The following is a 17,193-nucleotide window of genomic DNA, read 5'->3' on the forward strand; positions in this document are numbered from 1 at the left end:
TTTCATGTCCATCTCCCGCATTGCGCTTGTCGGCAACCCTAACTGTGGCAAGACTGCCTTATTCAATCAACTGACCGGAAGCCGCCAGAAAGTAGCGAACTACGCTGGCGTGACGGTGGAGCGTAAAGAAGGGCGCTTCACTGCGCCATCCGGTCGCGTCTTCAGCCTGCTGGATTTGCCGGGCGCATACAGCCTCGACGCCACCAGCCCGGATGAAGTGATTACACGTGATATCTGCCTCGGTCGACGCGCTGGCGAAGCGGTGCCGGAGCTGATCGTGTGCGTGGTGGATGCGACCAATCTGCGCCTGCATTTGCGCTTCGTACTCGAAGTCAAACGCCTCGGACGCCCGATGGTGCTGGCGCTGAATATGATGGATGCGGCGCGCAAACGTGGCGTCACTATCAATCGCGAAGAGTTGCAACGTCAGCTCGGCATGGATGTGATTGAAACCGTCGCCATCCAGACCGGTGGTGCACAAGACCTGGTCGCGCATCTGGATAAAGTGGTGGCCAAGGATATGGTCGCGCCGGTGGTGCACGAAGGAGAAGTGCATGATCAGGTACGCAAGATACTGGCGGCAGCGGTAGTGATGCCAACCGCGACTTCCGGCATAGACGACACGATAGATCGCTGGGTGCTGCATCCGGTGTTTGGCCTGGCGATTCTGGCGCTGGTGATGTTCTTTATTTTCCAGGCGGTGTTTTCCTGGGCCGAGCCTTTGATGGACGGTATAACCGAAGGCGTGACCGTCACCGGCGAGTGGTTCGCCGCGACTTTGCCGGATGGTTTGCTGCGCAGCCTGGTCGTGGATGGTTTGTTTGCCGGGCTGGGTGCGGTGCTGGTGTTCCTGCCGCAGATTCTGATCTTATTCTTCTTTATCCTGGTGCTGGAAGAATCCGGCTACCTGCCGCGTGCGGCTTTCCTGCTGGATCGCCTGATGTTCAAGGCCGGGTTGACCGGACGTTCCTTTATTCCTTTGCTGTCCAGCTTTGCCTGCGCGATTCCCGGCATCATGGCAACGCGCAGCATCCAGGACCCGCGGGATCGTTTGACGACCATCCTGGTTGCGCCGCTGATGACTTGTTCGGCACGTTTGCCGGTGTATACCTTGCTGATCGCGGCCTTCATTCCGGCCAGCACGGTGTGGGGCATCTTTAATCTGCAGGGTATCGTGCTGTTTGTGTTGTATGTGGCCGGTATCGTCAGTGCGATGGCGGTGGCCTGGTTTATCAAGCGCATGCGCAAGGATAAGAGCGAGCACGCATTGCTGATGGAATTGCCTTCGTACCGCATGCCAGGCGTGCGCAACGTCGCTATCGGCCTGTGGGAACGCGCGCTGATCTTCCTGCGCCGTGTGACCACTATCATCCTGTCGCTGACAGTATTGCTGTGGTTCCTCTCGACTTTCCCGGCGCCACCTGCGGGCGCAACTCTGCCTGCCATTGATTACAGCCTGGCGGGTCAGCTCGGACGTTTGATGGAACCTGTCTTTGCGCCTATCGGTTTCAACTGGCAGATCTGTATTGCACTGATTCCTGGTCTGGCGGCACGTGAAGTGGCGGTGGCGGCGCTGGGTACCGTATATGCGATGTCGGGCAGCGAAGAAGCGGTGGCCGCGCAACTCGGCCCCTTGATTGCCGCGCAATGGTCGCTGGCGACGGCCTTGTCCTTGCTGGCCTGGTATGTATTTGCGCCGCAATGCATGTCGACGCTGGCCGTGATCCGACGTGAAACCAATTCCTGGCGTACAGTAGCCGTCTCCGCAGGTTATCTGTTTGGCCTGGCTTATCTGGCCGCATTCCTGACTTATCAGATTACAAAGGCACTGACATGAGCGCGTATGACTTGCTGCAAGATGTGATTATTGGTGCGATTGTTTTCTTCAGTGCGCTGTACGTGCTGCGCAAATTGATGCCGAAGTGGATGCGCGCCCGTCAACAGGCGCTGGCGACCATCTTGAGTAAACCTGCGCGGCCGTATCTGTTACGCAGCCTCGGTGCTTTTCTGATGCCGGGTGAGAGTTCTGGTGGTGGTTGCGGTAGTGGTTGCAGCACGTGCTCGACCTGCGAATCAAATCCGGAAGCAGAGCCTGAAGCGAAGCTGGAAGCAAAGCCGCTGGAGTTCCAGCGACATATTTGAACTGAAGTAATGCAATCGCCTGATCCTTCAAGCGATTGCAATCCGGCCGGGCTTACTTGAGATTGAGCTTGGCCATCACCGGCTGATGATGTTCTTTCGTCAGCAAACGATGCAGGTAGTTGGCATCCGCAGTCCGGCTCGAACTCCCACGCGCATTCAATAAAACCATGATGGCATCGCGTCCAGCGGCACGTACACGCATGATGATGCAGCGTCCGGCTTCCTGCGTGTAGCCGGTTTTCGACAGCGAGATAGCCCAGTTCTTGTCACCGACCAGCTTGTTGGTGTTGTGATAGTGGCGCATCGAGCCATTGACGTCGATCAGGTCATTGCTGACAGTCGTTATTCTTTCGATTTCCGGATATTTGGATGCTGCCAGCGCGAGCCTGGCCAGGTCACTGGCGGTCGAGGTGTTGTACGGCGAGAGGCCGGTTGGTTCTTCTATATTGGTGCGGCGCAGGTTGAGCATATGCGCCTTGTTGCGCACCGCCAGCTTGAAGTGTTCCAGTCCGCCAGGGTAGCTACGGGCCAGCGCGTGGGCAGCACGATTGTCGGACGACATCAGTGCCAACTCGAGCAATTCATGGCGCGATAATACGGCGCCTACCGGCACGCGTGAGGAGCTGAACTTCAGGGTGTCGACATCCTCTTCAGCGACCGTGATGCGCTCATGCATATCGGGTTTGGTATCGAGTACCACCATCGCAGTCATCAGCTTGGTGAGCGAAGCGATGGGGACGATGTCGGTGGCATTCTTTTCAAATACGACGTGGCCAGTGCTTTCATCAATCACGATGGCATGTTTGGAACCGACGGTAGTAGCAGAGGCAGAGCTGGCAGCGGTGATGGCAACAGCGAGGAGGATGGAACGGATCATAAACGCTCGTATGAATTTCTTTGAGCGGGAATCATATCCTCGTTTGTTACTGCAAAGTTGCTGTTAGCTAGTGCGCAGCAGACTATTTTTTGTAACGGATGTTAATTTGTTCAGAGATGTTCTGAACGGCGTATGCGGAGGTGGTGGAGGGTGATACCTGCTGCACAATTTTTAGGCAGTGCAGCAGGTGTTTCAATTCTGTGAATTGATGCCGGAAGATTATTTCTTCGGCAGGTTAGGATCAACCGTGTGTGCTACCGCTGCGAACATATCGGCAACGGTTTCGAATTGGTTTTTGCCCAGGTACTCGGCTTCACGCATCAGGTGCATGGCGAGGGCGGTGTTGCTTTCTTCGTTGCTGCCTTTCAGGCTGCGGCCAAGATGGCGACAGAAAGAAAGGATCTCGCTTCTGCTGTAGGTATCTTCTGCCGGTGCCGTGTCTGTGTTCTGATCGCTCATGGATGCTCCTGTCGTTGGTATGAGTAAGAGGCAAATAGTATCCAATCAGGGCGGGGTTTGTCTTGGTATGGGTCAATTAATCATTTTTTATCAAATCATGCCCCCGGCACATCATCGCATAAAGCACATTCAATTAATGTTACAAGCAATTGATTAATTGGAGTTTTACTTTTAAATCTAAAGTGGATTCTAGAATGGTGAATTGCATGAGTGTAAGCTTGTGATGGCGTGCGAATTGCTAGTAAAACCGGGGCTACACCCGTACACAAATGATTTTCCTATTGCAAGAAAGTGAACGTTCTTGCATCAGACATGCCAAAGCGTGCTGAACATATAGCTATCAAGGAGCACAATGCAACGTCGTGATTTACTCAAAGCTTCCGCCGCACTGACACTGGCCGGATTTCATGCTCCCGCACTTTACGCAGCGGGCAGCGCCAATTCCAACCTGAAAACCCTGGGCAAGGCAGAAGCCTTCGACTATGCATGGCTCAAAGGGCGCGCTCGCACCCTGGCCAGTCAGCCTTACCATGCGCCCGATTATCCGGTGCCGGCGGCAGTCAAGGCGCTGGATTGGGACCAATACCAGGCCATCGGCTATCGCGACGATCACGCTTTGTGGGCGCAGGAAAAATTGCGCTTTCAGGTCAAGTTTTTCCATCTCGGCATGTATGCCAACCAGTCGGTCAAGATCCATGAAGTCAAGGATGGCAAAGCGCTCGAGATCGCTTACGATCCGGCCATGTTCAACTATGGCAAAAGCGGACTGAAAGGTTCGGAGATGCCCAAGGATCTCGGCTTTGCTGGTTTCCGCGTCAACTTTCATACCGATCTGGTGCGCGACATTACCGCTTTCCTCGGCGCCAGTTATTTCCGCGCAGTTGGTGGCGAATGGCAGTACGGCCTGTCGGCGCGCGGGCTGGCTATCGATTGTGGTATGGAGCGGCCGGAAGAGTTTCCGCGTTTCAGTGAGTTCTGGCTGGAGCGCCCCAGCAAGCAATCGAGTCATTTGGTGGTGTATGCCTTGCTCGACTCGCCTAGCATCTCGGGAGCCTACCGCTTTGAAATCGCACCGGGTGCGACCACCCTGATGGATGTCGATGTTGCGCTGTATCCGCGCAAGACCATAGAGCGCATGGGTATCGCGCCGTTGACCAGCATGTTCCAGATGGGCGAAAACGACCGCCGCATCAGCAATGACTGGCGTCCGGAAATCCATGATTCCGACGGCCTCGAAATGTGGACCGGCAATGGCGAATGGATCTGGCGCCCCTTGCTCAATCCCGAACACCTGCGCTTCAATGCCTACGCCGATGAGAATCCACGCGGCTTTGGCCTGATGCAGCGCGACCGCAACTTCGACCACTATCAGGATGATGGCGTGTTTTATGACCGTCGTCCGAGCCTGTGGGTGGAACCTAAAGCAGGGTGGGGCAAGGGTTCGGTGCAACTGGTCGAGATTCCGACACTCGACGAAACCTTCGACAACATCGTCGCCTTCTGGAATCCGGAGGCCAAGCCACAAGCCGGGCAGGAACTGCTGTACGGCTACAAACTACACTGGGGCGCGCAGATGCCATACGCACCCAAGGCCGCAACCGTGGTGGCGACCCGCACCGGCGTCGGCGGCGTGATCGGCAAGAAGCGCACCTATTTCTCGTGGCGCTTCGCGGTCGACTTCGCTGGCGGCGATTTCGCCTTGCTGGGCAAGGACGTGAAGGTCGTGCCGGTCATCTCGGCGACGCACGGCACGGTGGAAATCACTTCGGCGCGGCCTTTGCACGACATTAAAGGCTATCGCGCTATTTTCGACCTGAAGATCGCGGACGACGTCAAAGGGCCGATCGATCTGCGCCTGTATCTGGCCGCCGATGGTCAACCTTTGTCTGAAACCTGGTTGTATCAGTGGACGCCGCCGAACGATCGCAGCTATTAACAGCTGCCGGCAGTTACTAAAACGCAGTCTCGATTCATACAACATTTGCCGATTTTGATCTGGCAAATGTTGCAATGAATCAAGTTTTTGCCGCTAACGCCGATTACAATAGGTATCCATTACCTAAAACCGGCTTCTAGCTCATGCTGACACTCGCATCGATCCTGACCACCACCGCGTTGCTCAGTCTCGCAATGGCGATAGTGCTTGGTTCCTTGCTGCGTTCGTCGGTGCCGGGCGTGCAGGAGTGGTTTGCGTCCAACCTGATGGTAGTGATTGCATTGCCTTTGCTGGCTTTGCGCGACCTGATCCCGGATTTCATCTCCGTCGTCATCGCCAATACCGTGCTGGCTTTGGCCGCAGCCTATTATTTCGTCGGCTGCGCGCGTTTCGTCGGGCAACCGCCACGCTGGAAGCTGCTGATAAGCAGCATCGTCCTGATCGCGTTGGGCCTGATCATCTGGCGCTACGCCATTAACAGTATCCCGGTGCGGGTACTGATCATGACCACCTTCTTCTGCACACTGTGCGTTTCTTCCAGTGTGGTCTTGCTACGGCACAAACCACCGCATCGCAATCACTACAACTATTGGTTCGCTGCCGCCCTGGCGCTGATTTTCGCGGCATGCCAGTTGACCCGTGGCATTTACTTCATTACGCTGGATGAGCCGTCCAGCACCATGATGTTCGATAACTTCTGGAACATCGTGCTAATGGTCATCGGTGCCGTAACCTTGCCGACCATGACCATGGCTGCTGTAATGCTGACCCATGATTCCATGCTGGCGACGCTGGAAGACGCAGCCAATCACGATCACCTGACCGAAGCCATGTCGCGTAAACGACTGGAAGCAGTGGCGCGCGAGCAGATCATGCGTGCCGCAAAGCTGGCCCGACCCTTGTCCCTGCTGATTATTGATCTCGACCACTTCAAGCGCATTAACGATACATTCGGCCATGCTGGCGGAGATGAAGTGCTGCGCGAATTTGCCCGCATGACACGGGCCTCCCTGCGAGACGGTGATGCGCTGGGACGACTGGGCGGGGAAGAATTCGGCATCCTGCTGCCGAATACCGATACCAACGGGGCGTTGGCGATCGCACGGCGTTTGCGTGAGGATTCCGAACGACACCTGATCTCAGGCGCTTTTGGCGAATGCCATTACAGCATTAGTATCGGCATCGCCACCTGGCGTGACGGTGAAAGTTTTGACCGTTTGAGCATACGCGCCGATCGTGCGTTGTACACTGCCAAGAACGAGGGCCGCAACCGGGTGCTGGTAGACGAGCACAGCAGCACGGAAACCCTGGTATCTGCCGCGGCCTGACACCGGATAGCGCTTCCGCCTGGCTATCCATAGCCAGTGATAGTCAAGCACGGAGCGCAAGCCATGCACATCCTCTGGACTTACCTCAAGCCGCACAATCGCCTGGTCGTATTAGCCTTGTTCCTGGCGGCGATCAGCCAGGTATTGGCGCTGATCGATCCCATCATCCTTGGCAAAATCATAGATGAGTACGCGATCCGGCCGGAGGGCAAGACGGATCAGCAACTGGTTGCCGGTGTTCTTTCCCTGCTCGCGCTGGCGCTGGTCATCGCCGTGCTGTCGCGCCTGGCCAAGGCTTTGCAGGAATACCTGACACGGCTGGTAGTGCAAAAGCTGGGCACAGAAATCTTCAATGACGGCTTGCGCCAGTTGCTGCGCCTGCGCTTCCAGGAATTCGAAGACTTGCGTAGCGGCGAAACCCTGTCCCTGCTGCAGAAAGTACGTGCCGATAGCGAACGTTTCATCAATTCCTTTGTGAATACCGTCTTTGCTGCCATCGTCGGTATGGGCTTCCTGACCTGGTATGCGGTGACCAAGCACTGGATGCTTGTGCCGGTGTTCCTGATCGGTGTGCTGGTACTGGGCGGGCTGACCGGTTTGCTCAGTCGTGAAATCAAAAGCCAGCAGCGCTCCATTGTGCGTGAAACCAATCGCAACTCCGGCTTTATCGCCGAATCGCTGCGCAATATTGAACTCATCAAAAGCCTGGGCCTGACTTTTGCCGAGATACGTCGCTTACAGGCGCAAACCATGGTGCTGTTTGCACTGGAAATGAAAAAGGTCAGGCGCATACGCTTGCTATCCTTTCTGCAGGGCACCACGCTGGTGGTGCTCAAGCATGCAATCCTGTTTGCCTTGTTGTGGCTAATCTTCCGAGATGTACTGAGCACCGGTGAGCTGATCGCGATGCAATTCATCTCGGTGGCCATCCTTGCGCCTTTGCAGGAGCTGGGCAACATCATCATTGCCTACCGCGAGGCAGAAGCTTCACTGATGAACTTCGATGCATTGATGAAGAAGCCGGTTGAACGTGGCCCGGAGACGCCTATCGATCTGGGCCCGGTCAGCGATGTGCGTTTTGAGGATGTCAGCTTCAGCCACAAGCACGCGAGCGAACCGGCCTTGCAGCATGTCTCGTTCTCGGCCAGTCTGGGTGACACCATCGCTTTCGTCGGGCCGTCCGGTTCCGGCAAGTCGACGCTGGTGAAGCTGTTGGTGGGTCTGTACACGCCAGCCAGTGGCGAGGTGTATTACAACGATATTTCAACCAAGGACTTTCGCTACAACCGTGCGCGCCGCCAGATCGGTTTCGTGACGCAGGAAACGCATTTATTCGCCGGAACCATACGGGAAAACCTGCAATTCGTTAAGCCTGATGCGACAGATGAGGAAATCATCGCTGCGATGGAGCAGGCGTCGTGTGCTTACTTGCTCGAGCAATCGCCGGAAGGGCTGGACACCATGATAGGGGAGATGGGCGTCAAACTCTCTGGCGGCGAAAAGCAGCGGCTATCGATCGCCCGTGCACTGATACGCCAGCCGCGTTTGCTGATCTTCGACGAAGCGACCTCAGCGCTGGATTCGCTGGCCGAAGAACAGATCACCGATACGGTGCGCATGATCTCTGCGCGCAGCACGCAAATCACCATCCTGATCGCGCATCGGCTATCAACCATCATGCATGCCAACACCATCTTCGTGCTGGAAAAAGGGCACATCGTAGAAAGCGGCAGCCACCTCGCTTTACTGGAAACCAAGGGCTTGTACTACGCGATGTGGCGCCAGCAAATAGGTGAACGCAGTAGCTGGCCGGGTACCAAGCAGGATGATGAAGAGCAGGACGAGAGCGAAGCAGATAGGAATGATCGCGAGCGTGATGCGCAAATGACGATGTTCAACCTTGGTGAATGATCTATCCGTCAGCAGGCGCTGACATCCGGGCAGGCGGTTTTCAATTCCGGAGGGAAGAGGTAAGATAAGGGCATGTTTGATCTCTCATTAATGGGACGCCTGTCGTTCACACACGCGTCGCCTACCAAATCTCCGTTGCAGCCAGGTCGACAATTCCTCGGGATCTTCGAGGAACGTGACGCTGTGCTGTATGTTCCAACCGGCCTTGAACCGAATGCCAAGGTGCCTTTGCTGGTCATGTTCCATGGCGCAGGCGGCAGTGCGGAAAAAGTCTTGCCCTTCCTCGAAGAGCATGCCGAGCGCAATAAATTCCTGCTGCTGGTACCGCAATCGCTGTACGTGACCTGGGATATCGTGATCGGCGGCAACGGCCCTGATATCCAGCGCCTGGGTCAGGCGCTGACAGAAGTTGCTTCTCATTACCTGATCGACCAGGAACATTTCGGCTTCGCCGGGTTCTCGGATGGCGGCAGCTATTCACTGTCAACAGGCATCACCAACGGTGACCTGGTCAGCCACGTCATTGTATTTTCCGGTGGCTTCATGTCGGTCTTCATGCAGGAAGGCGCACCCAAGGTCTTCATCTCGCACGGTTTGGTCGATGAGCAACTGCCGATAGAAACCAGTGCACGTCCGCATGTCGCCAAGCTGAAAGCGGCCGGTTATGACGTAGAGCTGGTTGAATTCAATGGCAATCACTCGATCCAGCCGCCTATCGTGGCACTGGCAGTTGATTTCTTTTTGAAGTAAACACTTGAAATAAAGCAGGGCGGTCGCATTACTAATTAAACGATGATGCGGAACTGATGATGCGACCCGCTATCCAATCGTTTTTCGCTATCTGAGTTATAAGTTTGCTGAACTTGCTGCATGTTGCAGCTTGGGTCAGAATGCAAGAGCGTAGTTTCAAGCATGCCAAATCATATGCATGTGATTCTCAATCACTGAGTAATAACCGAGGAGCGATGTATGAAAAAACCTGTTAAAGCTACTAAAGCCGTGAAGTCTAGCAAAGCCAGTTCGGTAGCAGACATCAAGCGCCGCCAAAGCGCACCTTTGATCACCCCTAGCGACATGGGTACCAAGGCAACGAAAGACATCTCTGCTGCCATGAATGGCGTACTGGCAGACGTGTTCGCGCTCTACCTCAAAACCAAAAACTTCCACTGGCACATGAGCGGCCCTCACTTCCGTGACTATCACTTGCTGCTCGACGAACAAGCCGTACAGATTTATGCGATGACGGATCTGATCGCGGAACGTATCCGTAAAGTAGGCGGCATGACCTTGCGCTCCATCGGTCACATTGCACGTACCCAGCGCATCAAGGATAACGATGCAGACTACGTCGAACCTAACGACATGCTGGCGGAGCTGCGTGAAGATAACAAACTGCTGACTTCACGCCTGCGTGCTGCGCATGCTGTGTGTGACGAACATCATGATATCGGTACTACCAGCCTGATCGAAGTCTGGATTGATGAGACTGAACAGCGCACATGGTTCCTGTTTGAAGCGGGACGGAATGCTGATTCGACCGGTCATTAATTTACGGTTGGTTTGTTTTTGAAGATGCCGCTTGGTTTTGCCGAGCGGCATTTTTTATTGGTGGGTTGCGTTTAGTTGTTGCGGATGGAGTTTTCACTCCGTAGAGACTGGGGTTGCCGGGAATGGCCCGGCGGCCACAGCCTCTTGGCTTTATCGTAGTGAGGTCTTTCAGACGCGTACTATTTCTACCGTTATGTGCGCTAGCTCTTCGTGTATTGCCAGCTGTTGTCTGAAGTAGTCTGGGGCTACATCTTCTCGCACTGCGAGTGTCAGTATGCAGGCATAGGTTTGTTTGCCGACTCGCCATACATGCAGATCACAAATAGTCGCCGCTATCGGACTATCCGCAATGACTTCACGTATTTCCTCGACCACCGGCGCATTCATTTCTGCATCCAGCAGTACCCGACCGCTATCCCGTATCAGGCCATAAGCCCAGATCGCGACCAGTCCGGCACCGACTATCCCCATGACCGGATCCAGCCAGCTTGCACCCCATAGCTTGCCGCCAAAGAGGGCGACGATGGCGAGTACCGATGTGGCTGCATCCGCCACGACATGCATGTAGGCCGAACGCAGGTTCAGGTCGTGATGATGGTCATCATGCGTGTGTCCGTGGTCATGGCCGTGATGATGATCGTGACCATGTGAGTGATCGTCTTTCAAAAGATAGGCGCAGACCAGGTTGACCAGCAAGCCGATGGCAGCGATGGCGATGGCCTGGTCGTAGTGCACTGCGGTCGGATTGATCAGGCGCTCTATCGACTGATACAGCATCAGGCCTGCAACCAGCAGGAGTAGCAGGGCGCTGGTGTAGGCGCCGAGGATTTCTATTTTCCAGGTGCCGAACGCAAAACGGTGGTCGTTGGCGTAGCGTCTGGCCAGTACGTAGGCCATGACGGCGAGGCCCAAGGCGACCGAGTGCGAACTCATGTGCCAGCCGTCGGCCAGCAAGGCCATGGAGTTGTAGGCATAGCCGCTGATGATTTCGGCCACCATCATGACAGTCGTTAGCAGCAGTGCCCACGCGGTTTTCTTTTCGGCTATCGGATTGCCACGATTGAAGATGTGTTCGTGCACCAGATGGGCCGGGGCTTGTAGCGTGGTTTCGGAGGTGTTCATATGCTTTTCCGGTGAATTTAATATACTATACCCCAGTATATTAGCAGGCAGTCTGAAAGGATGTTTACAAATGTCACATACCCACGGAAACAAGAAGCTGCTGGCGCGTGTGCGCCGCATGAAGGGGCAAGTCGAGGCGCTCGAGAAGGCACTGGAAGGTGGCAGTGATTGTGGTGCGGTGTTGCAGCAGATTGCGGCAGTACGCGGTGCTGCCAACGGTTTGATGAACGAGGTACTGGAAAGCCATATCCGTGAACACCTGGGGGCGCATGTCGTTTCTGAAGAGGAGCGTCAGGCTGATCTGGAGCAGGTTCTTACCGTCCTGCGTTCGTATCTGAAGTAAACGCTGCTTGTCGCCCGGCCAGATTCCTTGCCTTCATGTATCATCTGCGCGCTGCTGAAATGATGGAAATTAAGCTCTGTAGCAGTTCTGCAGACTATGAATTAAAGCAATAGTAAGGAATGGAAATTGAAGAAACTGATGTTGGCTGCTTCGCTGTTTGCCTCCTCTGTGGCACTGGCTCATGATGACGGACACGGTAAGCCGGTATTCGATGCGAGCAAGGCTGAGCAGAAAGAGTTTGGCATAGCCGGTGACCCGACCAAGGTGCACAGAACCATCAAGCTGGTGATGAGCGACGATATGCGTTTTACCCCGACCCGGATCAAGGTCAAGGAAGGGGAAACCGTCAAGCTGGTCGTCAAGAACAAAGGCAAGATCATGCACGAAGTCGTCCTCGGGACGACGGCATCATTGCAGCAACATGCGGCCACAATGCGTAAATTTCCTGACATGGCGCATGCAGCGCCGTACATGGCACATGTAAAGCCGGGCGGTATCCAGGAAATTGTCTGGACCTTTAATCACCCTGGCCATTTTGATTTCGCTTGCCTGTTGCCTGGTCATTTTGAGGCTGGAATGGTTGGCAAGATCGAGGTAGGTGAAAAGAACCGCCGCAATTATTTCAATTAACAGCAAATCCGCAGTATTCCGGCAGTGCCTCCCGCTATCAGGCACTGCCGCACCCCTCTACAGAGTTATCTCCCACGCGTAATTTTTACATCTTGTTTACACCGGCACGATCAGTCTTTACGACTTTTTTAGATTGATAAGTCTACGCTTCTATCCATCAACAACCTGTATGGGGAAGATGGATGGACATGGTATTTATCGCCGCGATTGCGGTGCTGTTTGGCCTTAGTTGCGCCTACGCTAGTGGGTGCGACAAGTTGGAAGAGCGGTTGGGAGAGCGTCCATGAATATGTTTTATATCGTGGGTGCGGTGGTTGCCGTTGGCCTCCTGATTTATCTGCTGGCAGCCTTGCTGAATGCGGAGGATCTGTAAATGAGCACGCAATCCGTCATTTTGCTGGCAGTGTTCCTGCTGGTACTTCTGGTACTCGCTTATCCGCTCGGCACCTATTTAGCCAAAGTCGGTGGCACCGCGCCTATCCGCGGCCTCGGCTGGCTCGCACGTTTCGAGCAATTCCTGTATCGCCTTGCGGGTAGCAATGCGCAAACAGAAATGAGCTGGAAAGGCTACGCGATCGCCTTGCTGGTCTTTAACGTGCTGGGTACTTTATTTGTCTACGCGGTGCAGCGCCTGCAAGCCTGGCTACCCTTGAATCCGCAGGCATTCGGTAATGTCAGCCCGGATTCTTCGTTCAATACTGCCGTCAGCTTTGTTGCCAATACCAACTGGCAAGGTTACGGCGGCGAATCGACGATGAGTTATCTGACGCAAATGCTGGCCTTGACCGGGCAAAACTTCTTTTCCGCTGCCACCGGCATCGCCGTGATCTATGCCTTGATACGCGGCTTCAGCCATCGTTCGGCCAAGTCTATCGGCAACTTCTGGGTCGACCTGACGCGTTCCACTTTGTATGTGTTGCTGCCTTTATCCGTGATCGTGGCTGTCATCCTGATGAGCCAGGGCGTGATACAGAGCTTCTCGGCGTACAAGGACGTGGCGCTGATCGATCCGATTACTTATCAGCAGCCGCAAATGAAGGCCGACGGCCAGCCTGTGCTGGATGCGCAAGGTGCACCAGTGCTGGAAACCCTGACTGCCAAAACACAGACCATCGCAATGGGACCAGTCGCGTCGCAGGAAGCAATCAAGATGCTGGGTACCAATGGTGGTGGTTTCTTCAACGCGAACTCGGCTCATCCTTACGAAAATCCGACCGCATTTAGCAACTTGGTGGAGATGCTGGCCATCTTCCTGATCCCGGCCGCACTGTGTTTTGCTTTTGGTCGCATGGTCGGTGATATGCGCCAGGGCTGGGCCATCCTCGGTGCGATGACCTTGCTGTTTGTCGTACTGACTGCTGTCGTGATGGGTGCCGAGCAACAGGCGCATCCGGGCATGGCAGCGCTGGGAGTGGATCAGGGCGCAAGCCTGCTGCAGGCGGGCGGCAATATGGAGGGCAAGGAAACACGTTTCGGCATCAGTGCTTCCGCCTTGTTCGCAGCTGTCACTACAGCGGCTTCATGCGGTGCGGTGAACGCCATGCACGATTCCTTTACACCATTGGGCGGCATGATCCCGACCGTCCTGATGCAACTGGGTGAGGTGGTGTTTGGCGGCGTCGGCACCGGTTTATACGGGATGCTGGTGTTTGCCATCCTGGCGGTATTCATCGCTGGCCTGATGATAGGTCGCACACCTGAGTATCTGGGTAAAAAGATCCAGGCTTACGAAATGAAAATGGTTGCGCTGGTAATCCTGGTGACACCTTGCCTGGTGTTGTTGGGCACGGCGATCGCGGTGGTGGTCGATCCGGGCAAGGCGGGCATCCTGAATCCGGGTGCACATGGATTCTCTGAAGTCCTGTACGCCTTTACCTCTGCAGCGAATAACAACGGCAGTGCATTTGCCGGGCTTTCTGCCAACACGCCTTTCTATAACGTGATGCTGGCCATAGCGATGTGGTTCGGTCGCTTTGCCGTGATCGTGCCGGTGCTGGCGATAGCAGGTTCGCTGGCAGCGAAGAAGCGACTGGAGGTCAACGCCGGAACCATGCCTACCCATGGCCCGCTATTCATCGCCTTGCTGGTCGGCACCGTGCTGTTGGTCGGTGTCCTGAACTATGTGCCTGCCTTGGCATTGGGACCGGTAGTAGAGCACCTGCAACTTTTTAAATAACAAGCAAAGAGAATCCATTATGCGTATGTCAGAAACCAAGGCAGCCAGCATGACGCGCAAGAACCTGTCGCTATTCGATAGCAAGCTGATAGGTCCCGCCATCGTCGATTCGTTCAAAAAACTGAATCCTCGTTCGCAATTGCGCAGCCCGGTGATGTTTGTCGTATATGTCGGCAGCATCATTACCACGCTATTGTTCATCCAGTCGCTTATCGGGCAGGGCGAAGCCAACCCTGGCTTCATCCTTGCCGCATCGGTATGGCTGTGGTTCACCGTATTGTTCGCTAACTTCGCAGAATCGCTGGCGGAAGGCCGCAGCAAGGCACAGGCAGAATCGCTGCGCGCCTTGAAGCAAACAGTGTTGGCCAAGAAGCTGGCAACACCGAAGCATGGCACTACCTGGCTGCCGGCATCGCCAGGCGATTTGCGCAAAGGCGATACGGTGCTGGTCGAAGCCGGTGATGTGATCCCGGTCGATGGCGAAGTGATAGAAGGCGTGGCTACTGTCGATGAGAGCGCGATTACCGGCGAGTCTGCACCGGTGATCCGCGAATCCGGCGGCGACTTTTCAGCTGTAACTGGTGGTACCCGCGTCCTGTCCGACTGGCTGGTGGTCAGGATCGCGGTGAATCCGGGTGAAGCTTTCATCGATCGCATGATCGCGATGGTTGAAGGTGCAAAACGTCAAAAGACTCCGAATGAAATCGCATTGACGATATTGCTGGTGGCTCTGAGCATCGTGTTCCTGGTGGTGACCGTAACTTTGTTGCCTATGTCGCTGTTCTCGGTCGAGATGGCAAAGGCGGCAGGTGTCGCCAGTTCGCCTATCACCATCACCGTGCTGATTGCTTTGCTGGTCTGCCTGATCCCGACCACCATAGGTGGCTTGTTATCCGCCATAGGTGTCGCTGGCATGAGCCGCATGATGCAGGCGAATGTGATTGCGACTTCCGGCCGTGCAGTGGAAGCAGCAGGCGATGTGGATGTGCTCCTGCTGGACAAGACCGGCACCATTACCTTGGGTAATCGCCAGGCATCCGAGTTTTATCCGGCACCGGGTGTGACGCAGATTCAACTGGCTGACGTTGCACAACTGGCTTCGCTGGCAGATGAGACACCGGAAGGCCGCAGCATCGTGATCCTGGCCAAACAGAAGTTCAATATGCGCGAACGCGATATTGCAGCCTTGCAGGCGAGTTTCGTACATTTCAGCGCGCAGACCCGCATGAGCGGCGTTGACCTGGGTGATCGCGCCATTCGCAAAGGTTCGGTTGATGCAGTGAAAAAGCATGTGGAAGCGTTGGGTCGCAGCTTCCCGGAAGAGGTATCACGCCAGGTTGACGACATTTCACGTCGCGGCAGCACGCCGCTGGTGGTAGTCGATGATGGCCGTGTGATGGGTGCGGTGGAACTCAAGGATATCGTCAAAGGCGGTATCAAGGAGCGCTTCTCCGAGCTGCGCCGCATGGGTATTAAAACCGTGATGATCACAGGCGACAACAAACTGACAGCGGCGGCAATTGCCGCAGAAGCAGGCGTTGATGATTTCCTCGCTGAAGCAACACCGGAAGACAAACTCAAACTGATACGCGATTACCAGTCGCAAGGGCGGCTGGTCGCGATGACCGGCGACGGCACCAATGACGCGCCGGCGCTGGCGCAGGCTGACGTGGCGGTGGCGATGAACTCGGGTACGCAGGCGGCGAAAGAGGCGGGCAATATGGTCGATCTGGATTCCAATCCGACCAAGTTGCTGGAGATCGTCGAGATCGGCAAGCAAATGCTGATGACGCGCGGCTCGCTTACGACTTTCTCGATTGCGAATGACGTCGCCAAGTACTTCGCCATCATTCCTGCCGCCTTTGTGAGCACCTATCCACAGCTGAAAGCACTGGATGTGATGCAGTTAAGCAGCCCGTCATCGGCCATCATGTCTGCGGTGATTTTCAATGCACTGATTATCGTGGTCTTGATACCGCTGGCATTGAAGGGCGTGAAGTATCGCGCTGTCGGTGCGGCATCGCTACTACGTCGCAATATGTTGATCTATGGTTTGGGTGGGATCATCGTGCCGTTTGTCGGTATCAAGCTGATCGACATGATTCTGAGTTTGCTACACCTCGTTTAAGGAAATAAAATTATGAAATCCACCTTTCGTCCGGCATTGATCATCTTCGCGATGCTGACGCTGATTTGCGGCGTGATTTATCCGTATGCCGTAACCGGCATAGGCAAGCTGGCCTTCTCCAGCCAGACCGAAGGCAGCATCGTTAGTCAAAATGGTGCTGTGGTCGGCTCCAGCCTGATAGGGCAGGCCTTCAGTTCGCCGCAGTACTTCTGGGGCCGTCCTTCGGCAACCGGACCTATGCCGAATAACGCAGCTGCTTCCGGCGGCTCCAACCTGGGCCCGACCAATCCTGCATTGCTCGATGCTGTGAAAAGCCGGATAGATGCATTGAAGGCGGAAGATCCGGACAACATCGCAGCGGTTCCGGTCGACCTGGTGACCGCATCCGGCAGCGGTCTTGATCCTGATATCAGCGTCGCTGCCGCCTACTATCAGATCCCGCGTGTAGCACGGACACGCAAACTGGCGCAGGAAGAAGTCAAAGCCATCGTTGATCGCATCAGCCAGCCGCAATACCTGGGATTCTTTGGCGAGAACCGTGTGAACGTGTTGGCGTTGAATCTGGCACTGGATCAGCGTTGAAACGCATGGTC

16 protein-coding genes are annotated in these 17,193 nt (G+C 55.2%); 13 read left to right on the plus strand and 3 right to left on the minus strand.

Going from position 1 to position 17,193, the window contains the following annotated elements; all coding sequences use genetic code 11:
- Positions 1–4 precede the first annotated feature (4 nt).
- Together H7U06_RS09560 and H7U06_RS09565 are read left to right on the plus strand one after the other, a co-directional pair.
- On the plus strand, positions 5–1,837 hold the full coding sequence (locus H7U06_RS09560) for a ferrous iron transporter B (protein ID WP_175625891.1): 1,833 nt from the start codon (positions 5–7) through the stop codon (positions 1,835–1,837).
- Positions 1,834–2,142 (plus strand): DUF6587 family protein, encoded by a 309-nt coding sequence (locus tag H7U06_RS09565; RefSeq protein ID WP_175625892.1) that lies wholly within the window; start codon positions 1,834–1,836, stop codon positions 2,140–2,142. Before H7U06_RS09560 ends, H7U06_RS09565 begins: the two co-directional genes overlap by 4 nt.
- A 52-nt stretch (positions 2,143–2,194) precedes the next feature.
- Here H7U06_RS09565 and H7U06_RS09570 read toward each other — a convergent pair whose 3' ends face one another.
- A complete protein-coding gene (locus H7U06_RS09570; protein ID WP_175625893.1) occupies positions 2,195–3,019 on the minus strand; it encodes a D-alanyl-D-alanine carboxypeptidase family protein in 825 nt (274 codons plus the stop codon).
- A gap of 219 nt (positions 3,020–3,238) precedes the next feature.
- Complete coding sequence (locus H7U06_RS09575; protein WP_175625894.1) at positions 3,239–3,478, minus strand: hypothetical protein; 240 nt, start codon at positions 3,476–3,478, stop codon at positions 3,239–3,241.
- A 352-nt stretch (positions 3,479–3,830) separates the two neighbouring features.
- Here H7U06_RS09575 and H7U06_RS09580 point away from each other — a divergent pair, with 352 nt between their 5' ends.
- The 5 genes from H7U06_RS09580 (at position 3,831) to H7U06_RS09600 (ending at position 10,201) form a co-directional block, all read left to right on the plus strand.
- Positions 3,831–5,414, plus strand: coding sequence for a glucan biosynthesis protein (locus tag H7U06_RS09580; protein ID WP_175625895.1), 1,584 nt, complete (start codon positions 3,831–3,833; stop codon positions 5,412–5,414).
- A 143-nt stretch (positions 5,415–5,557) separates the two neighbouring features.
- Positions 5,558–6,742: a diguanylate cyclase gene (locus H7U06_RS09585; protein WP_175625896.1), complete on the plus strand. Its 1,185-nt coding sequence runs from the start codon at positions 5,558–5,560 to the stop codon at positions 6,740–6,742.
- A 63-nt stretch (positions 6,743–6,805) separates the two neighbouring features.
- Positions 6,806–8,653: an ABC transporter ATP-binding protein gene (locus tag H7U06_RS09590; RefSeq protein WP_175625897.1), complete on the plus strand. Its 1,848-nt coding sequence runs from the start codon at positions 6,806–6,808 to the stop codon at positions 8,651–8,653.
- Positions 8,654–8,725: 72 nt separating this feature from the next.
- Positions 8,726–9,403, plus strand: coding sequence for an alpha/beta hydrolase (locus H7U06_RS09595; protein WP_175625898.1), 678 nt, complete (start codon positions 8,726–8,728; stop codon positions 9,401–9,403).
- A gap of 219 nt (positions 9,404–9,622) precedes the next feature.
- Positions 9,623–10,201, plus strand: coding sequence for a Dps family protein (locus H7U06_RS09600; protein ID WP_230089558.1), 579 nt, complete (start codon positions 9,623–9,625; stop codon positions 10,199–10,201).
- A gap of 168 nt (positions 10,202–10,369) precedes the next feature.
- Here the strand turns inward: H7U06_RS09600 and dmeF are convergent, their stop codons facing one another.
- Positions 10,370–11,323: a CDF family Co(II)/Ni(II) efflux transporter DmeF gene (gene dmeF, locus H7U06_RS09605; RefSeq protein ID WP_175625899.1), complete on the minus strand. Its 954-nt coding sequence runs from the start codon at positions 11,321–11,323 to the stop codon at positions 10,370–10,372.
- Between the two features lie 70 nt (positions 11,324–11,393).
- On the opposite strand from dmeF, the gene H7U06_RS09610 reads away from it, so the two are divergent.
- The 6 genes from H7U06_RS09610 to kdpC all read left to right on the plus strand — a co-directional run bounded on the left by H7U06_RS09610 (position 11,394) and on the right by kdpC (position 17,182).
- Positions 11,394–11,666: a metal/formaldehyde-sensitive transcriptional repressor gene (locus tag H7U06_RS09610; RefSeq protein WP_175625900.1), complete on the plus strand. Its 273-nt coding sequence runs from the start codon at positions 11,394–11,396 to the stop codon at positions 11,664–11,666.
- Between the two features lie 138 nt (positions 11,667–11,804).
- Positions 11,805–12,296: a plastocyanin/azurin family copper-binding protein gene (locus H7U06_RS09615; RefSeq protein ID WP_175626104.1), complete on the plus strand. Its 492-nt coding sequence runs from the start codon at positions 11,805–11,807 to the stop codon at positions 12,294–12,296.
- 283 nt (positions 12,297–12,579) lie between these two features.
- Positions 12,580–12,669: a K(+)-transporting ATPase subunit F gene (gene kdpF, locus H7U06_RS09620; RefSeq protein ID WP_175625901.1), complete on the plus strand. Its 90-nt coding sequence runs from the start codon at positions 12,580–12,582 to the stop codon at positions 12,667–12,669.
- The gene (gene kdpA, locus H7U06_RS09625) at positions 12,670–14,472 is read left to right on the plus strand and encodes a potassium-transporting ATPase subunit KdpA (RefSeq protein WP_175625902.1); all 1,803 of its coding nucleotides are present in this window, start codon (positions 12,670–12,672) and stop codon (positions 14,470–14,472) included. It begins immediately after the preceding gene.
- Positions 14,473–14,491: 19 nt separating this feature from the next.
- Positions 14,492–16,600, plus strand: a complete 2,109-nt coding sequence (kdpB, locus tag H7U06_RS09630) for a potassium-transporting ATPase subunit KdpB (protein WP_370458614.1) — start codon at positions 14,492–14,494, stop codon at positions 16,598–16,600.
- Positions 16,601–16,612: 12 nt separating this feature from the next.
- Positions 16,613–17,182: a potassium-transporting ATPase subunit KdpC gene (kdpC, locus tag H7U06_RS09635; RefSeq protein ID WP_175625903.1), complete on the plus strand. Its 570-nt coding sequence runs from the start codon at positions 16,613–16,615 to the stop codon at positions 17,180–17,182.
- Positions 17,183–17,193 lie beyond the last annotated feature (11 nt).

The organism is Herminiimonas sp. Marseille-P9896, assembly GCF_903993245.1.
Lineage (GTDB): Bacteria > Pseudomonadota > Gammaproteobacteria > Burkholderiales > Burkholderiaceae_D > Oxalicibacterium > Oxalicibacterium contaminans.